Source organism: Streptomyces sp. NPDC005899, from assembly GCF_040629645.1.
Taxonomy (GTDB): Bacteria; Actinomycetota; Actinomycetes; order Streptomycetales; family Streptomycetaceae; genus Streptomyces.
In genome coordinates this window covers 1-6,098 of record NZ_JBEXWB010000364.1, presented here as the reverse complement: position 1 = coordinate 6,098, position 6,098 = coordinate 1, and the positions used below count along the sequence as shown (strand labels likewise).

5 protein-coding genes are annotated in these 6,098 nt (G+C 74.1%); 1 reads left to right on the top strand and 4 read right to left on the bottom strand.

All coding sequences use genetic code 11. From position 1 onward, the window contains the following. A partial coding sequence (locus ABZ371_RS27690; protein WP_358684471.1) for a cellulose binding domain-containing protein occupies positions 1 to 1,211 on the bottom strand: 1,211 nt, incomplete at its 3' end. Positions 1,212 to 1,493: 282 nt separating this feature from the next. Here ABZ371_RS27690 and ABZ371_RS27685 point away from each other — a divergent pair. Beyond that, a complete protein-coding gene (locus ABZ371_RS27685; RefSeq protein ID WP_358684469.1) occupies positions 1,494 to 2,000 on the top strand; it encodes an NUDIX domain-containing protein in 507 nt (168 codons plus the stop codon). Between the two features lie 18 nt (positions 2,001 to 2,018). On the opposite strand, the gene abc-f is transcribed toward ABZ371_RS27685, so the two are convergent. The 3 genes from abc-f to ABZ371_RS27670 form a co-directional block, all read right to left on the bottom strand. Then, positions 2,019 to 3,674, bottom strand: coding sequence for a ribosomal protection-like ABC-F family protein (gene abc-f / locus ABZ371_RS27680; RefSeq protein ID WP_358684467.1), 1,656 nt, complete (start codon positions 3,672 to 3,674; stop codon positions 2,019 to 2,021). 342 nt (positions 3,675 to 4,016) lie between these two features. Further along, positions 4,017 to 5,243: a PP2C family protein-serine/threonine phosphatase gene (locus ABZ371_RS27675; RefSeq protein ID WP_358684473.1), complete on the bottom strand. Its 1,227-nt coding sequence runs from the start codon at positions 5,241 to 5,243 to the stop codon at positions 4,017 to 4,019. Between the two features lie 26 nt (positions 5,244 to 5,269). Beyond that, positions 5,270 to 6,040, bottom strand: coding sequence for a GNAT family N-acetyltransferase (locus tag ABZ371_RS27670; RefSeq protein ID WP_358684465.1), 771 nt, complete (start codon positions 6,038 to 6,040; stop codon positions 5,270 to 5,272). Between the last annotated feature and the right edge of the window lie 58 nt (positions 6,041 to 6,098).

Genomic DNA, 6,098 nt, shown 5'->3' with positions numbered 1-6,098 from the left:
GACGACCTGCGCTCCCCGGTCGGAGTGTTCGGGCTCACCGACGCGGGCGGCCGGCTGCCGGACCCCGGTGCCCTCCTCCCGTACGACGAACAGTCAAGCGTGAAGCCGGTCGCCCGGGCGAAGGTGCCCGTGTACGTGCCCTGGAAGCCGAACGACTGGCTGCCGCCCGCGGGGATCCGGCCGTTGAAGCCGACGTCGGACGCTCGCACGGAACCGGAGGCCGGGCTGATCGTGGCGTTCCACGCCTGGGTGATCCTCTGCCCCGACGGCAGCGTGAACCCGAGCTGCCAGCCGTCGACGGCCGCCGTGCCCGAGTTGGTCACCTTCACGTCGGCGGTGAATCCGCCCGACCACGAGTTCGCCGCGTAGGTCACCTTGCACGCCCCGGGCGTACCCGGCGTGCCGGGGTCCCCCGGCTCACCCGTGCCGCCGCCGGTCTCGACGGCCGAGGAGAAGGACGTGACCGCCAGGCCCGCGCCGTTCTGCCACGGTTCGAACCCGGCCTGGACGCTCGTCAGGTACCAGGAGCTCTGCGCCATGCCCCGGGCCACGGTCTGGTCGACGAAGTCCATGACGTCGAAACTCCAGCTCGTGATCGCGGACGGTGCCACGAACGAGATGACGTCGTTGCCGCCGTTGTTCCCCGTCCACACCTCCCAGCTGCGGCCCGCCACGGAGGCCGTGCCGACCTGGGAGCCCACCGGCTGGATCGGGCCCACCCGGTTGAACCAGATCATGATCTCGGTCCGGTTCACACCGTCCGTCTTCGGCGCGGGGTCGAGCCAGATGTCGTAGGCGGCGTCGTACACCGCGTTGCCGACGTAGGAGTAGGTGATGCTCGTGGGCGCACTGCTGATCGAGCTCACCTTCGCGGGGAGCTTCGTGCCGGGCGAGCAGTTGGTGTAGTGGCAGCCGTTGAAGAGGGACGGGTACGACTTGGGCGCCCCGTTGGTGGGGACGGAACCGTCCGCCCGGGTCAGGGCGAAGCCGCCGGACGTGACGTCGATGCACTGCTGCTCGCTCGTGCCCCAGCGGTTGTTCTGCACCACGTACCGGTCCTGGATCACGGTCGATCCGTACTGGTCGCAGATCGGGGCGGCGGCCTGTGCGGGCGTGGTGGCGGTGGTGACGGCGACGACCGAGGCCAGTGCCAGGAGTAACGCCGTCACCGCGGCCCGCACGGACCGCAGTGGCCTTGTGGGGGTCTTCATGGTGTCCCTTCGATAGGACTCGTCATGGGGAACGCGTGGGGAGGACCCCGTCCGTGAGCGCCCCACGACCGTCGCCGTCGGCGGTGGCGGCTGCCCATGGGAGCGCTCCCAGGCGGGCTCGACGTGGAACCTACGGGCCCGTCGCGATCCGGCGCAAGACCCAGGTTCCACCACTTACCGACATCGCCCCCGGGTGGCCGGGAACCGTCGGCGGTGCCGAGCGGATCGGGCAGGTGCGGGTGCCGGTGGTCCCGCGCGGCCGGCGACCGCACACTTGACGACATGTCGACAGCCAAGCGCTCCGCCGGTCTCCTGCTCTTCCGCGTCGTCACCACCGAGGACGGCGGACGGGACGCCGAGGTGTTGCTCGGTCACATGGGCGGTCCGTTCTGGGCGGGCCGTGAGACGGCGGCCTGGTCGGTACCCAAGGGCGAGTACACACCCGGCGAGGCGGCCGCGGCGGCGGCCGCCCGGGAGTTCGCGGAGGAGACGGGGCTGCCCGTCCCGGACGGCACCTGGGTGCCGCTCGGCGAGGTACGGCAGCCCAGCCGGAAGAGGGTCACGGTGTGGGCGGTGGAAGGGGACCTCGACCCCTCCCGGGCGGTGCCCGGGACCTTCACGACGGAGTGGCCACCGGGGTCCGGTGTGCAGCGGGAGTTCCCGGAGATGGACCGGTTCGCCTGGTGCACACCGGAGGAGGCCGCCGAGCGCCTGGTGGTGGGCCAGCGGGTCTTCGTCGACCGGCTGCGCCGTATCGTGCGAGACGGCCACGCCCCCTACGAGCCCTAGCCGCATCGCCCCGCGAGGTCAGGCACGGCCGGCCACCGGACGGTCGGCCCTCAGCTCGAGACGCTCGCCCCGGAAACGGTCACGGAAACCCCGGTCGTGCGAGACGGCGACGACGGCCCCGGGGTACCGGTCGAGCGCGGCCTCCAGGTCCTCGACGAGGCTCAGCGCGATGTGGTTGGTCGGCTCGTCCAGGACGATCAGACCGGCCGGCCTGGTCACCAGGCGCGCCAGCGCGAGCCGTCGCTGCTGCCCGGCGGAGAGCGCGGCGACGGGCACCGCGAGGTCCTCCGGGCGGAACAGCCCCAGGGCGAGCAGCTGGTCCGCGTGGTCGTCCGCGTGTCCGGGACGGCCGGCCGCGAAGGTGGTGAGCAGCGAGCGGTGGGTGGGTGCGACGGGGAGCTCCTGCGGAAGGTGCCCGACGGCCGTCCGGTGCCGGACCGTCCCGGCGTCCGGCGCCAGGTCGCCCGCGAGGACGCGCAGCAGGGTGGTCTTCCCCGCGCCGTTGGGCCCGGTGACCAGCAGGCGCTGCCCCCGCTCGACGCTCAGCCCGGGCAGGTACAGCCGGCCGTGGACGACGACCGAGTCGAGCTCCGCGCAGGGGCCGGTCTCCGGTGGGTCCTCGGAGGTGCCGCGGCCGGTGACGGCGAGGTCGGCGGTGAAGCGCAGGGGCGGCGGCGGCGCGGGCACCGGTGCGCTCCGCAAGGCTTCCAGCCGGGCCCGGGCGGCTCTGACCCGGCCCGACAGTCTGGCCTCGTGGGACCTGCGGTGCTTGCCCCAGCCCTCCCGTGGGTCCTCGGCGGATCCGGCGAGGCGCTGACCGGCCGCGCCGACCAGCTCCTCGGTGCGGGCGAGGCCGGTCAGCCACTCCTGGTGGTCCTGCGCCCAGCGGCGGCGGGCGGCGGCCTTCGCCGTGCGGTAGCCGTCCCAGCCGTCGCCGTACCGCGCGACGTCGCGCAGGTCGCGGTCGACCTCCAGGATCACCGTGGTGGCCCGCTCCAGGAAAGCCCGGTCGTGCGTGACGGCGACGACGGTTCCGCGGTGGGCGCGCAGGTGGTCCTCCAGCCAGCCGACCGCGGCGGCGTCGAGGTGGTTGGTGGGTTCGTCGAGCAGCAGGAGTTCCGGAGCGGCCGCCAGGACGCAGGCCAGTGCCAGCCGGGACTGCTCGCCGCCGGAGAGGGAGGCGAGCGGGCGGTGCCGGCCGACGTGCCCGAGGCCGAGGCCGTGCAGCGCCGCGTCGGTCCTGGCGTCCGCCTGGTATCCGCCGCGTTGTTCGTACTCCGTCAGCAGCTCACCGTAGGCGTCGAGCCGGCTTTCGGTGGCTTCGCCGTCGGACATCGCCGCTTCCGACTCCCGGATCCGCCGTTCCAGCAGGCGGAGACCGGCGAATGCCGTGTCCACCGCGTCCTGGACGGTTCCGTGGGGGTCGAGGGCGAGCGTCTGGGGGAGGTAGCCGGTGCCTCCGGGGAAGTGGACGGTGACGTCGCCGGCGTCCGGCTCCTCCGCTCCGGCCATCAGCCGGAGGAGGGTGGACTTGCCGGAACCGTTCTCGCCGATGATTCCGGCCCTCTCCCCGGGGCGGACGGTGAGGGACACCTGGTCGAGGACGGTTCGGTCTCCGTACGCCTTGGAGACGTCGGTCATGGTCAGCTGGGCGCGGGCGCGCTGGATCGGCATCGCTGCTTCCTCTGATACGACGGGCCCTCGGCGGCGCGCACGGACATGCGATGGACGGGCCGCGGGGCGGGGCGCCGGGGAACCGGAGGGACTGCGGCACGCGCGGGTGACCCGGTGCGACCGGGCCTCGCCCGGGCAGGATGTCGCCCACCGGCGCCGGAGGGCGTCAGTGGGAGGCACCGGCCGTCACGCGGCGGCGTCCTGGCCGGGAATCAGAGAAAGAAGTAGTGCGCGAACATGCGCTCAGTCCAACCACGTGGCCCGCACGGCCTTAGAGCCGGACCGCGGCCGTCCGGCGCGGGGGCTGCGGCCGGCCTCCCGACCCGTCTCGCCGGCCGCCGGTCAGGAGCGTTCTTCCACGTCGGCACCGCGCGCGTCGCGCACCCGTGCGTCGTGCTCCCGCCCCGGTGAGGACCCTGCGGTGGCGTCGGCCGGCCGGCTGAGGAGGAGCACCGCGACGTCGTCGCTGCGCACTCCGTCGGCATACGCCCGCAGGTCGCTCCGCAGCGCCTCCACGACGTCGTGCGGCTCGCGCCCCGCCCATCCGCCGAGCCGCTCGTCGAGCGGGTAGAAGGCGCCCGAGGGGTCCCGTGCCTCCGTCACCCCGTCGGTGCACACCAGGAGGGACGCGGCGGGCGGGAACGGGCACCACTCCGCGGCGCGCGGCTCCTCGCAGAGGTCTCCCATGCCGAGGGGCACGGAGGTCCGGTGCAGGGGAACGGGGGAGGCCGTTCCGCCGCACAGCAGGCGCGGGGGCACGTGGCCGCAGTTCACCACCCGCACCCGCTCCTCGCCGTCGAAACACAGCAGGAGCGCCGTGACGAAGCGTTCCGTCTCCCCGGTCCCGGCGGAGAAGGCGTTGTGCCGGACGACGGCGCTCTCCACGGCGCCGGCGACCGCGGTCAGGTCCGGCTCCCGCACCGCCGCCTCCCGGAACGCCCCGAGTGCGGCGAAGCCCGCGCCGATCGCGGGCAGTCCCTTGCCCTGCACGTCCCCGACGATCACCCGGGTGCCGAACGGCGACTGGACGACCTCGTAGATGTCACCGCCGACGAAACGGTCCTCCTCGATCGGCTCGTAGAAGCCCCGCGCGAGGACCTGCCGGGTCGCGATCGGGAGCGGGCGCAGGATCTGCCGCTGGAGCGCCACGGCGGCTGAGCGGAGTCTGGCCATCTCCCTGGCGTGCCGGATGCGCGCGGCACAGGCCACGACACCCAGCCCGCTGCCGACGACGGTGAAGCCGATGAGGAAGACGACGTCCCAGAAGGCGCCCGCCGAGGCGATCTGGGAGCCGATGACCACCAGGGTGACCCAGAGCGCCACCCCGACCGTCTGGCGGACGGTGCAGAAGACCGACGCCAGCGCGGGCAGCATGATCAGGAGCGGGATGAGCGGCAGCCCGCGCCCGGTGAGCGCGTCCAGCAGGACGACGCCGGCCGTGAGCGAGACGAGCGACAGCGCGAGCGCCCCGTTGCCGATCCTGGCCGCGCCCGCCGTCGCCTCGGCCGGATCCGTCCCGGGCAGTGGCTTCCGGCCTGCCGCCGGCGGGCGCCGCAGTCCCTTGGCCACGGCACCGCCTCCCGCGCGTTCGTCGCTCAACGCCCCGTGTGTTCCAAGCTACCCGCCTCCCGCGGAACGGTCCTGGCGTCGACCGGGGTCTCCCCCTCGGCCGGGACGACGGCGGACAGGAAGGTGGTGCGGCGACGGAGCCCGAACCCGAGGGCTTCGTAGAGCCCCACCGCCCGGCTGTTGGAAGCGGCGGCGTGCAGGAAGGGCGTCTCCCCGCGCTCCCTGATCCCGTGGGCGACGGCCCTGACGAGGCGCGAGGCGAGCCCTTGACCCTGCACGGACCGGTCCGTGCAGACACCGCTGATCTCGGTCCACCCGGGCGGGTGCAGCCTTTCCCCCGCCATCGCGACGAGCACCCCGGCCCGGCGGATGCCGAGGTAGCCGCCGAGTTCCACGGTGCGGGGGGTGAAGGGCCCCGGGCGGGTGCGCTCGACCAGTCTCATCATGTCCGGCACGTCGGCGGGGCCGAGCGGCACCGCCTCCTCGTCGGGTGCCGCGTCCACGGACTCGTCCACGAGCTGCACGCCCTCGTCGTGGAAGACGATGTCCCAGCCGGCGGGTGGCGGCTCACGGAGTGCGGTGAGGACGACGGACGCGCCGGGGCCGGCGAGCGCGGCGACGTCCGCCCAGTCCCGGGCGTCCGGCTCGTCGGGGAGGGCGAGCCACGGCGTGACGTCGGGCAGGTAGCGCAGGACCCGGCCACGGCGCTCGGCGAAACGGGCGTGGGGACCGGTCAGCGAGGAGCGGACGGGATTGTCCAGGGGGTGGGCGGGCGAGCGCCGCGGCGGCACGCTCATACGGCCGCTCCGGCGGCGGCCGTGGGACGCACACCCGCGGCGGCGACGCCGTCGAGAT

Excerpts from the sequence above, each read along its gene's own strand:
- ABZ371_RS27685 (WP_358684469.1), top strand. The coding sequence starts at position 1,494 with ATGTCGACAGCCAAGCGCTCCGCCGGTCTCCTGCTCTTCCGCGTCGTC.
- abc-f (WP_358684467.1), bottom strand. The coding sequence starts at position 3,674 with ATGCCGATCCAGCGCGCCCGCGCCCAGCTGACCATGACCGACGTCTCC.
- ABZ371_RS27670 (WP_358684465.1), bottom strand. The coding sequence starts at position 6,040 with ATGAGCGTGCCGCCGCGGCGCTCGCCCGCCCACCCCCTGGACAATCCC.